The 14,009-nt window shown below is 58.8% G+C and carries 17 protein-coding genes; 13 read left to right on the top strand and 4 right to left on the bottom strand.

Translation table 11 applies throughout. The features are described from left to right. Positions 1 to 186: 186 nt before the first annotated feature. Both CWR52_RS15900 and CWR52_RS15895 read left to right on the top strand, forming a co-directional pair. Positions 187 to 807: a TIGR04211 family SH3 domain-containing protein gene (locus CWR52_RS15900; RefSeq protein ID WP_025912514.1), complete on the top strand. Its 621-nt coding sequence runs from the start codon at positions 187 to 189 to the stop codon at positions 805 to 807. Positions 808 to 867: 60 nt separating this feature from the next. Continuing rightward, complete coding sequence (locus CWR52_RS15895; protein ID WP_104950934.1) at positions 868 to 2,109, top strand: multifunctional CCA addition/repair protein; 1,242 nt, start codon at positions 868 to 870, stop codon at positions 2,107 to 2,109. Between the two features lie 10 nt (positions 2,110 to 2,119). Here the strand turns inward: CWR52_RS15895 and bacA are convergent, their stop codons facing one another. Then, complete coding sequence (gene bacA / locus CWR52_RS15890; RefSeq protein WP_008502957.1) at positions 2,120 to 2,941, bottom strand: undecaprenyl-diphosphate phosphatase; 822 nt, start codon at positions 2,939 to 2,941, stop codon at positions 2,120 to 2,122. A gap of 105 nt (positions 2,942 to 3,046) precedes the next feature. After that, a complete protein-coding gene (gene folB, locus CWR52_RS15885; RefSeq protein WP_023309215.1) occupies positions 3,047 to 3,415 on the bottom strand; it encodes a bifunctional dihydroneopterin aldolase/7,8-dihydroneopterin epimerase in 369 nt (122 codons plus the stop codon). Positions 3,416 to 3,522: 107 nt separating this feature from the next. Between folB and plsY the strand changes: the two genes are divergently transcribed. Next, complete coding sequence (gene plsY, locus CWR52_RS15880) at positions 3,523 to 4,137, top strand: glycerol-3-phosphate 1-O-acyltransferase PlsY (protein ID WP_008502955.1); 615 nt, start codon at positions 3,523 to 3,525, stop codon at positions 4,135 to 4,137. 90 nt (positions 4,138 to 4,227) lie between these two features. Further along, on the top strand, positions 4,228 to 5,694 hold the full coding sequence (locus CWR52_RS15875; protein ID WP_104950090.1) for an MFS transporter: 1,467 nt from the start codon (positions 4,228 to 4,230) through the stop codon (positions 5,692 to 5,694). Positions 5,695 to 5,732: 38 nt separating this feature from the next. Here CWR52_RS15875 and CWR52_RS15870 read toward each other — a convergent pair whose 3' ends face one another. After that, positions 5,733 to 6,155, bottom strand: coding sequence for a MarR family winged helix-turn-helix transcriptional regulator (locus tag CWR52_RS15870; protein WP_023617355.1), 423 nt, complete (start codon positions 6,153 to 6,155; stop codon positions 5,733 to 5,735). 148 nt (positions 6,156 to 6,303) lie between these two features. Between CWR52_RS15870 and CWR52_RS15865 the strand changes: the two genes are divergently transcribed. From CWR52_RS15865 to ureG, 9 genes are all read left to right on the top strand, one after another. Then, positions 6,304 to 7,317, top strand: a complete 1,014-nt coding sequence (locus tag CWR52_RS15865; RefSeq protein WP_104950089.1) for an alpha/beta hydrolase — start codon at positions 6,304 to 6,306, stop codon at positions 7,315 to 7,317. A 147-nt stretch (positions 7,318 to 7,464) separates the two neighbouring features. Further along, positions 7,465 to 8,292, top strand: a complete 828-nt coding sequence (locus tag CWR52_RS15860; protein ID WP_104950088.1) for an urease accessory protein UreD — start codon at positions 7,465 to 7,467, stop codon at positions 8,290 to 8,292. A 10-nt stretch (positions 8,293 to 8,302) separates the two neighbouring features. Further along, positions 8,303 to 8,605, top strand: coding sequence for an urease subunit gamma (locus CWR52_RS15855; protein WP_025758533.1), 303 nt, complete (start codon positions 8,303 to 8,305; stop codon positions 8,603 to 8,605). A 10-nt stretch (positions 8,606 to 8,615) separates the two neighbouring features. Further along, on the top strand, positions 8,616 to 8,930 hold the full coding sequence (locus CWR52_RS15850) for an urease subunit beta (protein ID WP_104950087.1): 315 nt from the start codon (positions 8,616 to 8,618) through the stop codon (positions 8,928 to 8,930). Then, entirely contained in the window at positions 8,923 to 10,626 is a 1,704-nt protein-coding gene (ureC, locus tag CWR52_RS15845; protein WP_104950086.1) for an urease subunit alpha, read from the top strand. Before CWR52_RS15850 ends, ureC begins: the two co-directional genes overlap by 8 nt. 9 nt (positions 10,627 to 10,635) lie before the next feature. Continuing rightward, positions 10,636 to 11,100, top strand: a complete 465-nt coding sequence (ureE, locus tag CWR52_RS15840) for an urease accessory protein UreE (RefSeq protein WP_104950085.1) — start codon at positions 10,636 to 10,638, stop codon at positions 11,098 to 11,100. A 9-nt stretch (positions 11,101 to 11,109) separates the two neighbouring features. Then, positions 11,110 to 11,649 carry a HupE/UreJ family protein gene (locus CWR52_RS15835; protein WP_104950084.1) on the top strand — a complete coding sequence of 180 codons (540 nt, stop codon included), beginning with the start codon at positions 11,110 to 11,112 and terminating at the stop codon, positions 11,647 to 11,649. Then, positions 11,649 to 12,323: an urease accessory protein UreF gene (locus tag CWR52_RS15830; protein WP_104950083.1), complete on the top strand. Its 675-nt coding sequence runs from the start codon at positions 11,649 to 11,651 to the stop codon at positions 12,321 to 12,323. Before CWR52_RS15835 ends, CWR52_RS15830 begins: the two co-directional genes overlap by 1 nt. Before the next feature lie 9 nt (positions 12,324 to 12,332). Then, on the top strand, positions 12,333 to 12,950 hold the full coding sequence (gene ureG / locus CWR52_RS15825) for an urease accessory protein UreG (RefSeq protein ID WP_008503187.1): 618 nt from the start codon (positions 12,333 to 12,335) through the stop codon (positions 12,948 to 12,950). Between the two features lie 44 nt (positions 12,951 to 12,994). On the opposite strand, the gene tsaD is transcribed toward ureG, so the two are convergent. Next, complete coding sequence (tsaD, locus tag CWR52_RS15820; RefSeq protein ID WP_024906472.1) at positions 12,995 to 14,008, bottom strand: tRNA (adenosine(37)-N6)-threonylcarbamoyltransferase complex transferase subunit TsaD; 1,014 nt, start codon at positions 14,006 to 14,008, stop codon at positions 12,995 to 12,997. Between the last annotated feature and the right edge of the window lies 1 nt (position 14,009).

Below are 14,009 nucleotides of genomic sequence, written 5' to 3'. Positions count from 1 at the left end.
GAACTTCCTCGCCATTTGTTTGTCAGTACATAGTATTTTGCGCCAAATTGCCATGCAATGAGCAATTTGTCGGGCGTAAATGTCCAGAGTCGTGACACAGATGATTCTGATTGCTGACGAATGCTTTGCGTAGAGACACTGTTGCCACTACTATCGTTCCACTATTTATGAAAATAACGACTAATGATGCTTAAATTACGCCTGATTGGACTTACTTTACTCGCTTTTAGCGCCGCAACAGCCGTGCACGCTGAAGAGAAGCGTTACGTTTCTGACGAACTGAACACCTGGGTACGCAGTGGCCCCGGAGATAATTATCGCCTCGTGGGCACGGTCAATGCCGGCGAGGAAGTCACCCTGTTACAGACCAACGCGGACACCAACTACGGTCAGGTTCGCGACAGTTCTGGCCGTACGTCCTGGATCCCGCTGAAAGAGCTGAGCACCGTGCCAAGCCTGCGCACCCGCGTGCCGGATCTGGAAAATCAGGTGAAAACCCTGACCGACAAGCTGAACAACATCGACGGAACCTGGAACCAGCGTACCGCCGAAATGCAGCAGAAAGTGGCGCAGAGCGACGGCGTGATTAACGGGCTAAAAGAAGAGAACCAGAAGCTGAAAAACGAGCTGATTGTCGCGCAGAAGAAGGTGAATGCCGCCAACCTGCAGCTCGATGACAAACAGCGCACCATCATCATGCAGTGGTTTATGTATGGCGGCGGCGTGCTGGGCGTCGGTCTGGTGCTGGGTCTGGTTCTGCCGCACCTGATCCCAAGCCGTAAGCGTAAAGATCGCTGGATGAACTAATTCGTCTTCTCTGCCAGACTTACGTATCATTCTGGAAAAGAGAAAACGGGAGTGTCAGGCGTGAAGAGTTATCTGGTCGGTGGTGCGGTTCGTGATGCGTTGTTAGGTCTGCCGGTCAAAGATAAAGACTGGGTGGTGGTGGGCGCCACCCCGGAAGAGATGCTCGACGCGGGCTACCAGCAGGTAGGCCGCGATTTTCCCGTGTTTCTGCACCCGAAAAGCCGCGAAGAGTATGCCCTGGCGCGTACCGAGCGGAAATCAGGTTCGGGCTATACGGGCTTCACCTGTTATGCCGCGCCTGACGTCACGCTGGAGGAAGATCTCCTGCGTCGCGATCTGACCATTAACGCGCTGGCGCAGGACGAGCACGGCCAGATTGTTGACGCTTATGGCGGCCAGGACGATCTGCGCAACCGTCTTTTACGCCACGTTTCCCCGGCGTTTTCTGAAGATCCGCTCCGCGTGCTGCGCGTGGCGCGTTTTGCCGCGCGTTACGCCCATCTCAGCTTCCGTATTGCCGATGAGACAATGGCGCTGATGACCGCCATGACCGAGGCGGGCGAGCTTGAACACCTGACGCCAGAGCGCGTCTGGAAAGAGACGGAGAATGCCCTCACCACGCGTAACCCGCAGGTCTTTTTCCAGGTCCTGCGCGACTGTGGCGCGCTGAAGGTGCTGTTCCCGGAAATAGACGCGCTGTTTGGCGTCCCGGCTCCGGCGAAATGGCACCCGGAAATTGATACCGGCGTGCATACGCTGATGACCCTGAGCATGGCGGCCATGCTCAGCCCTGACGTGGACATGCGTTTTTCCACCCTGTGCCACGATCTGGGCAAAGGCTTAACGCCAAAAGAGCTCTGGCCTCGGCATCACGGGCACGGTCCAGCCGGGGTGAAGCTGGTCGAGGGGCTGTGCCAGCGTCTGCGCGTGCCGAACGAGATCCGCGATCTGGCGAAACTGGTGGCCGAATTCCACGATCTGATCCACACCTTCCCCATCCTGAAACCGGCCACCATCGTTAAGCTTTTCGATAATATCGACGCCTGGCGCAAACCCCAGCGCGTGGAGCAAATCGCGCTGACCAGCGAAGCTGACGTGCGCGGGCGTACCGGGTTTGAAGCGTGCGACTACCCGCAGGGACGTTTACTGCGTAAAGCCTGGGAGGTAGCGAAAGCGGTGCCGACGAAGGACGTCGTCGAGGCGGGATTCAAAGGACCGGAAATTCGCGAAGAACTCACGAAACGGCGAATTCAGGCGGTCTCTGACTGGAAGGAAAAGCATTGCCCTCAGCCAAAAGACTGAGGGCCATCGGTCAGAAGAAGACCACGTACACCGCAGCCGCGACGATAAAGCGATAGATCGCGAACGGAATAAACGAGATACGCTTAATCAACTGCAGGAAGGTTTTGATGGCAATCAGCGCCACGATAAACGCGGTGATGAAGCCAACAGCGAACATGGGAATGTCGCCCGTGGTGAGGAAACCGATGCTTTTATAGAGGTCAAGCGCGGTGGCACCCATCATCATCGGCACCGCCAGCAGGAACGAGAACTCTGACGCGGCGTAACGGCTTACGCCCATCAGCATCCCGCCGGAGATGGTAGCGCCTGAACGCGAGAAGCCCGGCCACAGCGCCAGACACTGGAAGCAGCCAATGATAAACGCCTGACGATATGTCATATCGTCCAGACCTTCCGCGCGCGGCGTTTTTGGCTTCAGCACTTCCGCGGCGATCAGCAGGAAGCCCCCCACCACCAGCGCGTACATCACGTTAATTGGGTTAAACAGCGATTTGATGGCGTCGTGGAAAACCAGGCCCAGCACCACCGCAGGTATCATCCCGAGCAGAATATGGATCAGCGACAGGCGGCCTTTACTCATTCCTTCGTGCTGCGGCGGGCGGCCAAAATGGATACCGATCAGGCCAAACAGACGGCGCCAGAACATCACCACCACCGCCAGAATCGAACCCAGTTGGATAACCACTTCGAACGTTTTGGCGGTATCGCCTTCAAAGCCCAGCAGATGGCCAACGATAATCATATGGCCGGTACTGGAAACCGGTAAAAACTCCGTCAATCCTTCGACCACACCCAGTATTGCCGCCACCAGCAGCGAGTGCATATCGCTCATCTATAAACCCCTAAAAAAATATAAAAAAACGGTGTCCCAAACGGACCACCGATAAGATACAGTCCTGAGACCGTTATAGCCTAAAATGGTTTAGCTATTATGACGTTAAATCTTTCCTTTCAGATTTGTGCCACGCTCAATAATGACGCCCACGTTGGCGGCGCGCGCCACCGCGCCCGGTTTGCTCAGCTTGATGCGCACCCACGGTGAGTTGAATTTTTTCAGCAGCAATTCTGCGACCTCTTCCGCCACCCGTTCGACCAGCGCAAAACGTTGCCCTTCCACGTGGGCGATGACCGTCTCACTGATATCGGCGTAGCTCAGACAGTCATTCACGTCATCACTTTTTGCCGACTTGCGGTTATCCCAGCCCATTTCGATATCGAACACCAGCTTCTGCTCGATGGTCTGTTCCCAGTCGTAAACACCAATAGTGGTGATTACCGAAAGTTGCTCTATAAATACAATATCCATCACGACCTGCCTGCTTTTTGGCTAAACCGGATACCACTTCCGGCGAATTATGCGTATTATCCACAGATGCTGAGAATACAGATACATTTTCAAAACGGAACAGCGTTATGAGTGCAATCGCGCCTGGAATGATCCTCCTCGCCTATCTTTGCGGCTCAATCTCCAGCGCCATTCTGGTCTGCCGCATCGCCGGGTTACCTGACCCGCGTGAAAGTGGTTCCGGGAATCCGGGGGCGACCAACGTACTACGAATTGGCGGCAAGGGAGCAGCCGTAGCGGTTTTGATTTTTGATGTTCTGAAAGGGATGCTGCCCGTCTGGGGCGCGTATGCGCTGGGCGTCACGCCGTTCTGGCTGGGGCTCATTGCGATTGCTGCCTGTGTCGGCCACATCTGGCCCGTATTCTTCGGTTTTAAAGGCGGCAAAGGTGTGGCGACCGCCTTTGGTGCCATTGCGCCAATCGGCTGGGACCTAACCGGCGTGATGGCCGGGACCTGGCTACTGACCATTCTGCTGAGCGGCTATTCGTCGCTGGGCGCCATCGTCAGCGCGCTGATCGCGCCGTTCTACGTCTGGTGGTTTAAACCCCAGTTTACCTTCCCGGTGTCGATGCTCTCCTGCCTTATCCTGCTGCGTCATCACGATAATATTCAGCGCCTGTGGCGTCGTCAGGAGACAAAAATCTGGACGAAGCTCAAGAGGAAGAAAAAAGACGCCCCGTAAGGTTAGTTATGCCTTATAGCCAAATGTGATTTTGGTCACCTTCTGCCTGTGGTAACTGTTAATGACACAACACAACCACATTAGAAGAAAATGGCTGAAATCACAGAAACCACTCCCCTTTCAACGGCAGAAAAACACCCCGATGGCGACATCCAGTGGGTGCGCAGCGCCTCGGATGTCTCACGCCTCGTTAATGACGGTTCTCAGGGTCGGACCAACGCCCGTATCGTGATCGGTATCGCCCTGGGCGGGATTTTCCTCGATGCCTACGATCTGGGCGCGCTGGCCTTCGGCATCAAGGACATTTCCCGCGAATTCAATTTAACTCCTGCAGGCACCGGTATGGTGGCCTCGGCGATTACCTTTGGTGCCATTGTCGGGGCGCTGCTCGGCGGTTATCTCACGGACAAAATCGGGCGCTATCGCGTCTTTATGGCTGATATGGTGTTCTTCGTCGTAGCGGCTATTGCCTGTGCGCTGGCTCCGAACGAATATGTGCTGGCGGGTGCCCGCTTTGTCATGGGGCTTGGGGTCGGGATCGACCTTCCCGTGGCGATGGCGTTTTTAAGCGAGTTCGCCAGGCTGAAAGGTCCCGGCAATAAGGCCTCCAGCGTCGCCATGTGGTGCCCCACCTGGTATGCCGCCATCAGTATCTCTTACCTACTGGTGCTTTTCTTCTACGCCGTGCTGCCGGAAAGCCACAGCGACTGGCTGTGGCGTTTGATTCTCGGCTTTGGCGCCGTGCCGGCGCTGGTGATTATTGCCATCCGCAGCCGCTATATGAGCGAATCGCCGGTCTGGGCGGCAAATCAGGGCAACCTGAAGGAGGCAGCGTCGATTTTACGCCACTCATACAACATTAATGCCCACGTGCCGCAGGATGCGCTGAGCCAGCCAGCCCCCGTCGTGAATAAAGCGAAATGGTCCAACTACCTGAACCTGTTCCGCGGCATCTATCTGCGGCGCACCACGCTCGCCACGCTGTTGTCCGTCGTCTCCTCGTTCGCCTATAACGCGGTGGCGTTTGGCCTGCCGGTGATCATCTCCAGCTTCTTTGTCCAGTCGATGCTGACCACCATCCTGATATCTCTGGCGCTTAATCTGCTGTTTGCCTTCGTTGGCGGACTGCTGGCGGTACGCTACGTGCCGCGCTTCGGCGCCTGGCGGATGTCGCTTGCGGGTTACGCCTGCCAGCTGGTCGCGCTGCTTGGCCTGGGGCTGATTGGTCGTCCGGAAGGCGCCACCGAAGGCGTGCTTGCCGTGGCGATGCTGGCGCTCTTCCTGTTCGGCCAGGGCTTCGGCCCGGGCGCGCATACCATGACGTTTGCCTCGCTGAGCTACCCGACCTCGCTGCGCGGCGTTGGCGTGGGTCTTAACCAGACGCTGATGCGCAGCAGCTCGACGCTGTCGCTGTTCCTGTTCCCGCTGCTGGTCGCCTCGCTGGATACCGCCGTGTTCTGGGTCATTGCGCTGGCGCCGTTTATCGGCCTGGCCTCGCTGCTGGCGATCCGCTGGGAGCCATCGGGGTATGATGTGGATGCGGAGGATTACCGCTAATGACCTCGCTTCGGTGGGTTAACCCCACCGAAGGGTTCTTACAAATCATCCAGCAGCGTTCGGGAAAGTTTTTTCAGCATCTCAAGCTCTTCATCATTCATCCGCATGCTGCAGCGTATCTGGTCCGGCAGCGCCATCACCTGCTTTTTCAGTGCGTTAGCCTTCTCCGTCAGAACGACATTTTTCATTCTTTCGTCACCCACAACCGCGATACGGTTGAGAAACCCTTTTGCCTCAAGCTTTTGCACCAGCGGGGTCAATGTGCCCGAATCAAAAAACGTCTTATCACTGAGATCGCGAAGTGGAATGTTGTCTTTCTCATAAAGCGCCATCAAAACAACAAATTGCGGATAGGTAAGATCCATTTCCTGCAATAAGGGACGGTATTGCCGAACGAACGCGTTGGTGACCGAGTACAGTGAGAAGCAAAGTAAATCATCTAACGTCTTGTTTTCTTTCATTTCTCTTTCAACCCTTAGTCAGTTTTATAAAAAAATTATAAATAAAGTTTGACTAAAAGTGTCTTGCGCGCAAGCATTGCACCAACAACTTAATAGTGCACTACTTAAATGACATCACTGTCTAACACTTGCTTAAAGAGGTACTACCATGAAAACATTAGCCGCCATCCTGGTTTCTTCCGTGTTCGCGTCTGCTGCAGCGTCCGCTCACACCACCAATACCCCTACCCCGACCGCAGGCGTACAGGCATTTCTTAATGTTCTGAATTCGGGCAAGGGTAAGCCAATGGAACAGATGACCCCGCAGGAGGCCCGCCAGGTACTGATCGGCGCGCAGCAAGGCGCAAAACTGCCGCCCGCTCAGGTTTCAGAAAAAACGATCCAGGTAAATGGTCAGGCGATCAAACTGAAAATAGTGAAACCTGAAAACGCGACCGGCACGCTCCCGGCATTTATGTTCTTCCACGGCGGCGGCTGGGTGCTGGGTGATTTCCCAACCCACGAACGCTTAATCCGCGACCTCGTTCGCGCTTCGGGCGCCGCAGCGGTTTACGTTGATTACACGCCGTCACCTGAGGCCCATTTTCCGGTGGCCATTCATCAGGCCTTTGAAGCGACAAAATGGGTAGCCGAGCACGGTCAGGAAATTGGCGTGGATGGTAGCCGTCTGGGTCTGGTCGGTAACAGCGTGGGCGGCAATATGGTGGCTTCCGTGGCGCTGCAGGCAAAACAATTTAATGGGCCAAAAATTCGCTACAACGTTATGCTCTGGCCTGTGACCGATGCGAATTTTGATACTGCCTCGTATAACCAGTTCGAGAACGGCTATTTCCTGTCGAAAAACATGATGAAATGGTTCTGGGATAACTACACCACCAGCGCGGCCGATCGCAACAATATCCTTGCCTCTCCGCTTCGCGCCAGCGCCGCGCAGTTGAAAGGCTTCCCCGAGACGCTGATCCAGACAGCAGAGCTGGACGTTCTGCGGGATGAAGGTGAAGCATTCGGGCGTAAGCTGGATGCGGCTGGCGTCCCGGTGACCGTCACGCGCTATAACGGCATGATCCACGATTACGGCCTGCTCAATCCACTGAGCGAAGAGCCTACGGTCAAGGTTGCCCTGGAGCAGGCTGGCGCAGCGCTGCATGAGCACCTGAAATAACGGCATCGCGATGTTTGTCAGACAGCACGCCCTCCGGGCGTGCTTTTTTGTTTCGTCTTCACCGCCATCCATAAGCGACTCATATGACAGCCTTCATTTCCGCCAGGGCATACTGAAACGACCCGATGATGAGCAGATGGATGCAGCATGTTAGCAGCTCAGGTCACTGATAATTCGTACAAAGGCTGGCAGGCGTCGCTTGCCCTGCAGTTTTGTCACACCCCTGAGAAAACCCTCCTGCACTCCGCTCATCACGTCGGGCCGCTTACCGTTCAGCGTCCATTTTATCCCGAAGGCGAAACCTGCCACCTCTATCTGCTGCACCCGCCGGGCGGGGTTGTGGGCGGGGATACGCTGGATATCACCGTGCGTCTGGACGCCAAAAGCCATGCGCTTATCACCATGCCCGGCGCCAGCAAGTTCTATCGCAGCTGCGGCCCGCAGGCTCGCCTGCATCAGCACTTTTATCTCGATGAGGGATCCACGCTGGAGTGGCTGCCGCAGGACACCATTATCTTCCCCGGTGCGAATGCCGCGCTGCGTTCCGTCTTCCACCTGAAGGCCTCCAGCACGCTGCTGGCGTGGGAGCTGTACTGCCTGGGACGACCGGTAATCAATGAGACCTTCAGCCACGGCACGCTGGAAAGCCGCCTGGAAGTCTGGGTTGAGGACGAGCCACGCCTGATTGAACGTCAGCACCTTGCCGACGGCGATCTCACGCCCGTCGCCGGACATCCGTGGATTGGCACGCTGCTGTTCTACCCGGCCAGAGAAGCACATCTCGACGCGGCGCGTGCTCTACTCGCTCCGCTGGATATGTATACGGGCGCCACGCTCGCAGACGATCTCTTGTCGGTGCGCTTTCTCTCCCACGATAACCTGATTTGTCAGCGGGTGATGCGCGACGTCTGGCAGTCGCTTCGCCCGCTTCTCACCACCAAAACCGCCTGTTCGCCGCGTATCTGGCAGACATAAGAGAAACGTTATGGAACTGACCCCCAGAGAAAAAGACAAGCTGTTGCTGTTCACCGCCGCGCTGGTTGCCGAACGCCGCCTTGCGCGCGGGGTAAAGCTCAATTACCCGGAATCGGTCGCGCTGATCAGCGCCTTCATCATGGAAGGCGCGCGCGATGGTGAAACCGTCGCCGCGCTGATGGAGGCAGGCCGCCACGTCCTGAGGCGCGACCAGGTCATGGAGGGCGTGCCGGAGATGATCCCGGATATTCAGGTGGAAGCCACCTTCCCGGACGGATCGAAGCTCGTCACCGTCCATAACCCGATCGTCTAAGGAGCGCATAATGATCCCTGGCGAATATCAGATCCAGCCCGGCGCGATTGCGATCAACGTCGGGCGCGAAACCCAAGCCGTGATTGTTGAAAACCACGGCGACAGGCCGATCCAGGTCGGATCGCACTATCACTTTTACGAGGTCAACCCGGCGCTGAAGTTTGACCGTGAGGTAACCCGGGGCTACCGGCTGAACATCCCGGCAGGCACCGCCGTGCGCTTTGAGCCCGGCCAGAAGCGCGAAGTGACGCTGGTTCAGGTCACGGGTGCGCAGCGCATTGTCGGCTTTCGCGGCGAGGTAATGGGCGAGGTGAAACATGGCTGAGATTTCGCGCCGGGCGTATGCCGATATGTTCGGCCCCACCACCGGGGATAAAGTGCGGCTGGCCGACAGCGAGCTGTGGATTGAAGTGGAAGACGATCTCACGATCTACGGCGAAGAGGTCAAGTTCGGCGGTGGGAAGGTGATCCGCGACGGCATGGGCCAGGGGCAGATGACCGCAGACGACTGCGTGGATCTGGTGCTGACCAACGCGCTGATCGTCGATCACTGGGGGATCGTGAAGGCCGATATCGGCGTCAAGAACGGGCGGATCTTCGCCGTCGGTAAAGCCGGGAATCCGGACATTCAGCCCGGTGTGACGATCCCGATTGGCGCGGCAACGGAAGTGATTGCCGCCGAAGGGAAGATCGTCACCGCCGGCGGGATCGACACCCATATCCACTGGATCTGCCCGCAGCAGGCGGAAGAGGCGCTGGTCTCCGGCGTCACCACTATGATCGGCGGCGGCACCGGACCGGCGGCGGGCACCAACGCCACCACCTGCACGCCGGGGCCGTGGTATATCGCCCGCATGCTGCAGGCTGCCGATACGCTGCCGGTGAATATCGGCCTGCTCGGCAAGGGCAACGGTTCAAACCCGGATGCCCTGCGCGAGCAAATCGCCGCCGGCGCCATCGGGCTTAAAATCCACGAAGACTGGGGCGCGACGCCTGCGGCTATAAACTGCTCGCTGGAGGTGGCTGAAGAGATGGATATTCAGGTGGCGCTGCACAGCGACACGCTGAACGAATCCGGGTTTGTCGAAGATACGCTGGCAGCCATTGGCGGGCGCACCATCCACACCTTCCACACCGAAGGGGCGGGCGGCGGCCACGCGCCGGACATCATCACCGCCTGCGCGCACCCGAATATTCTGCCTTCCTCCACCAACCCGACCCTGCCCTACACGGTGAACACCATCGACGAGCATCTCGATATGCTGATGGTTTGCCATCACCTCGACCCGGATATCGCCGAGGACGTGGCGTTTGCCGAATCGCGCATTCGTCGTGAAACCATCGCCGCCGAAGACGTGCTGCATGACATCGGCGCGTTCTCGCTCACGTCGTCAGATTCGCAGGCGATGGGCCGCGTCGGGGAAGTGATTATCCGCACCTGGCAGGTGGCGCACCGCATGAAGGTCCAGCGCGGCGCGCTGCCGGAAGAGACCGGCGAGAACGACAATTTCCGCGTGAAGCGCTACGTCGCCAAATACACCATTAACCCGGCGCTGACCCACGGTATTGCCCATGAAGTGGGTTCGATTGAGGCGGGCAAGCTGGCAGATCTGGTGGTCTGGTCTCCGGCGTTCTTCGGCGTAAAACCCGCCACCATCGTCAAAGGCGGGATGATCGCCTGTGCGCCGATGGGTGACATCAACGCTTCAATCCCCACGCCACAGCCGGTCCATTACCGCCCGATGTTTGGCGCGCTGGGCGCCGCGCGCCACGCCACGCGATTGACGTTTGTCTCGCAGGCGGCTCACGCGAACGGCATCCCCCAGCAGCTCAACCTGCAGAGCGCCACGGCGGTGGTGAAAGGCTGCCGGACGGTGAAAAAGGCCGACATGATCCACAACGCTCTGCAGCCGAACATCACCGTCGATTCGCAAACCTACGAGGTGCGCGTCGACGGCGAACTGATTACCAGCGAACCGGCTGACGTTCTGCCGATGGCGCAACGCTATTTCCTGTTTTGAGGAGTGATGATGATTTATCTGACCCAACGCCTGGACCATGCGCATCAAACTACCGCCAGCGTCACGCTGCCGATTGACGTGCGGGTGAAAAGCCGCGCCCGCGTGGCGCTTAACGACGGCCGCGAAGCCGGGCTGATGCTGCCGCGCGGCCTGCTGCTGCGCGGGGGCGACCTGCTGACCACCGACGACGGCAGCGAAGTGATCGAAGTGATCGCAGCAGCAGAGTCGGTCTCCGTGGTGCGCTGCGCCGATCCGTTCCTGCTCGCCCGCGCCTGCTACCACCTGGGCAACCGCCACGTGCCGCTGCAGGTCATGCCCGGCGAGCTGCGCTATCACCATGATCACGTTCTCGACGATATGCTGCGCCAGTTTGGGCTGGAGGTAACCTACGCCAGCCTGCCGTTTGAACCGGAAGCGGGCGCGTATGCCAGCGATGCCCATAGCCATAGCCACGCTCATACCCATTCACATTAAGGATACATCATGCGCAAGTTACTCCCCCTGTTACTGCTGGCCTTTTCCGTTCCCGCGCTCGCGCATCCCGGCCACGGCGCCGACAGCTTTCAGGCCGGTTTTTTCCATCCGCTGACCGGGCTCGATCATCTCCTGATGCTGACCGGTGCAGGCGTGCTTTCAGCGCTGAGCGGCCGCAAGCTCCTGCTGCCGTTTGCCACCCTCGGCATGATGCTCGTTGGCGCTATTGCGGGCAGCCTGCTCGGCGGCTTTAGCGGCATGGAGATGCTGATTATCGCCTCGCTGGCGGTCAGCGGCGTGATGGTGTTTAAAACGGAAAACCGTCTGCTGCTCGCGGTGCCTGCCCTGGCGATGTTCCACGGCTGGGCGCACGGTGTGGAGATGTCCGGCCACAGCTTCTGGCTCTTCACCAGCGGGTTTATGCTGGCCAGCGCCACGGTGCTGTGTGCCAGTTTTGCCGCAGGATTGCTGCTGCGCCGTCACGACGGTCTGCGTAAAACCTTCGGCGGCGGGCTGATTGTCTCCGCACTGCTGGCGCTGATGAGCTGATGGAGCACGCCCGTCAGCGGCTGCGCCTGATGCAGCTCTCCAGCAGCAGCCTGCCGGTCGGGTCGTTTACCTGGTCGCAGGGGCTGGAGTGGGCCGTTGAGGCGGGCTGGGTCGCGAACGCCGACGCCTTTAAACGCTGGCAGATCCAGCAGATGGAGCAGAGTTTTTTCTGCGTCGATCTGCCGCTGTTTATCCGTCTTTATCAGGCCTGTGAGCAACGCTCTCTTATAAATGCAAAACGCTGGACGGCATACCTGCTCGCCTGCCGGGAGACGCGCGAGCTGCGCGAAGAAGAACGCAACCGCGGGGCAGCGTTTACACGCCTGATTAAAAGCTGGGAACCTGACTGTCCGCCGGAATGGCTGCCGCTATTTATGCAAAGCCAGCTCTGCGGCATGGCCTGGCTCGGCGTGCGATGGGGCATTGACGTGCGCGAGCTGGCGCTGAGTATTGGCTACAGCTGGATAGAGAGCGCGGTGATGGCGGGCGTCAAGCTGGTGCCGTTTGGGCAACAGGCCGCGCAGCAGCTAATTATCGAACTAGGCGACCACTACGCCGCTGGTTTTGAACAGGCATTTTTACGTCGCGACGACGCGCTGGGGGCAGCAACGCCGCTGTCCGCCATCGCCTCCGCGCGCCACGAAACCCAATATTCACGACTATTCCGTTCCTGAGGAGTCAACATGGCTGATTACAAACATCCCCTGCGCGTGGGCGTGGGCGGCCCGGTGGGGTCGGGCAAAACCGCGCTGCTGGAAGCGCTCTGCAAGGCGATGCGCGACACGTATCACCTGGCGGTGGTGACCAACGATATTTACACCAAAGAGGATCAGCGCATCCTCACCGAGGCGGGCGCGCTGGCGCCGGAGCGCATCGTGGGCGTAGAGACGGGCGGCTGCCCGCATACCGCCATCCGCGAAGACGCCTCAATGAACCTGGCGGCGGTGGAAGCGCTCAGCGAGAAATTCGGTAATCTGGATCTGATCTTCGTGGAAAGCGGCGGGGACAACCTGAGCGCGACGTTCAGCCCGGAGCTGGCGGATCTGACCATCTACGTGATCGATGTGGCCGAAGGGGAAAAAATACCGCGCAAGGGCGGGCCGGGGATCACCAAATCCGATTTTCTGGTGATCAACAAAACCGATCTCGCGCCGTACGTCGGTGCGTCGCTTGAGGTGATGGAGCGCGATACCAACCGCATGCGCGGCGAGCGTCCGTGGACCTTTACCAACCTGAAGGCGGGTGACGGCCTGGGGACGATTATTGCGTTTCTGGAAGAGAAAGGGATGCTGCGGGTGTAGTGCGGTTTGTTGCCCGGTGGCGCTGCGCTTACCGGGCAAAAAACTCACGCCTCAGGCAGTTCCGCCAGCGGCCAGCGCGGACGCACGGACACGCTCAGGTCAGACGTTGCGCCCGCGTTCAGACGCACCATCCCGGCGTAGGCGATCATCGCCCCGTTATCGGTGCAGAATTCCGGACGCGCGTAGAACACTTCTCCGCGACGCTTTTGCATCATCTCGGCGAGCTTCGCGCGCAGCGTGCGGTTGGCGCTGACGCCGCCCGCCATCACCAGACGCTTGAAACCGGTCTGATCCAGCGCGCGCTTGCACTTGATCATCAGCGTATCCACCACCGCGTCTTCAAACGCGCGGGCGATATCGGCGCGGGTCTGCTCGCTGTCGTCGTTATTGCGGATCGTGTTGGCCGCGAAGGTTTTCAGCCCGGAGAAGCTGAAGTCCAGCCCCGGACGGTCGGTCATCGGACGCGGGAAGACAAAGCGCCCTTCCGTTCCCTGCGACGCCATTTTCGACAGCATCGGGCCGCCCGGGTAATCCAGCCCCAGCAGCTTGGCGGTTTTGTCGAACGCTTCACCGGCGGCGTCGTCGATCGACTCGCCCAGCAGCTCGTACTTGCCAATGCCCGTCACGCTAATCAGCTGCGTATGGCCGCCGGAGACCAGCAGCGCCACAAACGGGAATTCAGGCGGATTCTCTTCCAGCATCGGTGCCAGAAGGTGCCCTTCCATATGGTGAACCGGAATGGCGGGAACGTCCCACGCGAAGGCCAGCGAACGGCCAACGGTCGCGCCGACCAGCAGCGCACCGACCAGGCCCGGGCCTGCGGTATAGGCCACGGCATCAATATCGGTTGAACTCAACCCGGCCTCTTTCAGCGCCGCCTGAATCAGGGGAACCGTTTTACGCACGTGGTCACGAGAGGCCAGTTCAGGCACGACGCCGCCGTAGTCAGCGTGCAATTTCACCTGACTATACAGTTGGTTGGCCAGAAGCCCTTTTTCGTCGTCGTAAATGGCGATGCCGGTTTCATCGCAGGATGTTTCAATACCCAGTACACGCATG

Source organism: Enterobacter sp. SGAir0187 (assembly GCF_002952735.2).
GTDB classification, from domain to species: domain Bacteria; phylum Pseudomonadota; class Gammaproteobacteria; order Enterobacterales; family Enterobacteriaceae; genus Enterobacter; species Enterobacter quasiroggenkampii.
Note: the sequence above shows the minus strand (reverse complement) of the source record. Positions and strands in the feature narration are given on the sequence as shown.

Excerpts from the sequence above, each read along its gene's own strand:
- ureC (WP_104950086.1), top strand. The coding sequence starts at position 8,923 with ATGGCTGAGATTTCGCGCCGGGCGTATGCCGATATGTTCGGCCCCACC.
- CWR52_RS15830 (WP_104950083.1), top strand. The coding sequence starts at position 11,649 with ATGGAGCACGCCCGTCAGCGGCTGCGCCTGATGCAGCTCTCCAGCAGC.
- plsY (WP_008502955.1), top strand. The coding sequence starts at position 3,523 with ATGAGTGCAATCGCGCCTGGAATGATCCTCCTCGCCTATCTTTGCGGC.
- ureG (WP_008503187.1), top strand. The coding sequence starts at position 12,333 with ATGGCTGATTACAAACATCCCCTGCGCGTGGGCGTGGGCGGCCCGGTG.
- CWR52_RS15875 (WP_104950090.1), top strand. The coding sequence starts at position 4,228 with ATGGCTGAAATCACAGAAACCACTCCCCTTTCAACGGCAGAAAAACAC.
- CWR52_RS15855 (WP_025758533.1), top strand. The coding sequence starts at position 8,303 with ATGGAACTGACCCCCAGAGAAAAAGACAAGCTGTTGCTGTTCACCGCC.
- tsaD (WP_024906472.1), bottom strand. The coding sequence starts at position 14,008 with ATGCGTGTACTGGGTATTGAAACATCCTGCGATGAAACCGGCATCGCC.
- CWR52_RS15900 (WP_025912514.1), top strand. The coding sequence starts at position 187 with ATGCTTAAATTACGCCTGATTGGACTTACTTTACTCGCTTTTAGCGCC.
- ureE (WP_104950085.1), top strand. The coding sequence starts at position 10,636 with ATGATTTATCTGACCCAACGCCTGGACCATGCGCATCAAACTACCGCC.
- CWR52_RS15835 (WP_104950084.1), top strand. The coding sequence starts at position 11,110 with ATGCGCAAGTTACTCCCCCTGTTACTGCTGGCCTTTTCCGTTCCCGCG.
- folB (WP_023309215.1), bottom strand. The coding sequence starts at position 3,415 with ATGGATATTGTATTTATAGAGCAACTTTCGGTAATCACCACTATTGGT.
- CWR52_RS15860 (WP_104950088.1), top strand. The coding sequence starts at position 7,465 with ATGTTAGCAGCTCAGGTCACTGATAATTCGTACAAAGGCTGGCAGGCG.
- CWR52_RS15850 (WP_104950087.1), top strand. The coding sequence starts at position 8,616 with ATGATCCCTGGCGAATATCAGATCCAGCCCGGCGCGATTGCGATCAAC.
- CWR52_RS15870 (WP_023617355.1), bottom strand. The coding sequence starts at position 6,155 with ATGAAAGAAAACAAGACGTTAGATGATTTACTTTGCTTCTCACTGTAC.
- bacA (WP_008502957.1), bottom strand. The coding sequence starts at position 2,941 with ATGAGCGATATGCACTCGCTGCTGGTGGCGGCAATACTGGGTGTGGTC.
- CWR52_RS15865 (WP_104950089.1), top strand. The coding sequence starts at position 6,304 with ATGAAAACATTAGCCGCCATCCTGGTTTCTTCCGTGTTCGCGTCTGCT.